The 1,148-nt window shown below is 41.7% G+C and carries 3 protein-coding genes; all 3 read left to right on the forward strand.

Going from position 1 to position 1,148, the window contains the following annotated elements:
- Nucleotides 1-219 (forward strand): hypothetical protein (locus tag A3735_RS32125; RefSeq protein ID WP_231877528.1); only part of this gene is annotated, 219 nt, incomplete at its 5' end.
- A gap of 128 nt (nt 220-347) precedes the next feature.
- Nucleotides 348-704, forward strand: a complete 357-nt coding sequence (gene clpS, locus A3735_RS24880) for an ATP-dependent Clp protease adapter ClpS (protein ID WP_068516258.1) — start codon at nt 348-350, stop codon at nt 702-704.
- Nucleotides 705-780: 76 nt separating this feature from the next.
- Nucleotides 781-1,148, forward strand: a 368-nt coding sequence (locus A3735_RS24885; protein WP_304440020.1) for a Clp protease N-terminal domain-containing protein, incomplete at its 3' end; no start/stop codon positions are given.

The following is a 1,148-nucleotide window of genomic DNA, read 5'->3' on the forward strand; positions in this document are numbered from 1 at the left end:
GCATTATCGACTCCCGTGTCTCCTGCGTTCGAACTATGTGTCTTGGCAATCCTGAATAAAGAATTCAAGGATGTCAGACTGCCTTTTTGGGTTCTTGGGCATGTAAAAGTTCAAACACCTGAAGTTTTATTTTTATTTGTATTCCGATGCAAAGCGCATCAAGTCGCTACTGTCAAATATTTTCTTAATGCTGTCAAGCGATTTGGGCGAAAGATATGATGCCTGGCCGTAATTCTTTCGATAGTTTTGCTCATGTTTTTCTTTATGCGATTTCTTTATAAGCTCAGTTGTTGCAAAATACGTATCTACCCCCAAATAAAGAGAAATGTAAAAATTCGTATCAAACTATGAGTAAAACTAAAGATTCTCTACTAGTATTAGCTCAAGGAACGCAAAATGATCCAGGTCATGAAGATGATCTGCTTGTCGCTCCTGCTAAGCCAGCGTTTAAACAGCCTTCGATGTATCAGGTTGTCATGTTAAATGATGACTACACGCCGATGGACTTTGTTGTTGAGGTGCTATTAAAGTTTTTTTCTATGAATGAAGAAAAGGCGACCCAGGTAATGTTAGCTGTTCACACTCAAGGTTATGCCGTGTGTGGCGTGTTCAGTCGGGACATTGCAGAAACAAAGGTGGCGCTGGTGAATCAATATTCGGCTGATTGTGATCACCCATTATTGTGTGAAATCAAAGCAGTCTAGAGCTTTATAGATATAGTTCTGCGTTTTACATGGGTAATCACATTGAGCGAATTAATAATAATTTCTGGGGTGAAAGATGTTAAGTAAGGACCTCGAACTGACCTTGAACGAAGCGTTTCGAAGCGCCCGTGAGAAGCGTCACGAATTTATGACTGTTGAGCACTTGCTATTGGCTTTGCTCGACAATGATGCCGCACTACAAGTGCTGGGTGCGTGTGGTACCGAATTGTCGGAGCTTCGAGAGGAGTTAACCGATTTTGTAGACTCGACTACACCACTTATTCCAGCGAGTGATGAAGAGCGAGAAACTCAGCCTACTCTGGGCTTTCAGCGAGTTTTGCAGCGTGCAGTATTTCATGTTCAGTCTTCTGGTAAGAAAGAAGTTACTGGCGCGAATGTTTTGGTAGCTATATTCAGTGAACAAGAAAGTCAGGCTGTTTATGT

The organism is Oleiphilus sp. HI0061, from assembly GCF_001635675.1.

Coding starts and splice junctions, on each gene's coding strand:
- clpS (WP_068516258.1), top strand. CDS start 348: ATGAGTAAAACTAAAGATTCTCTACTAGTATTAGCTCAAGGAACGCAA.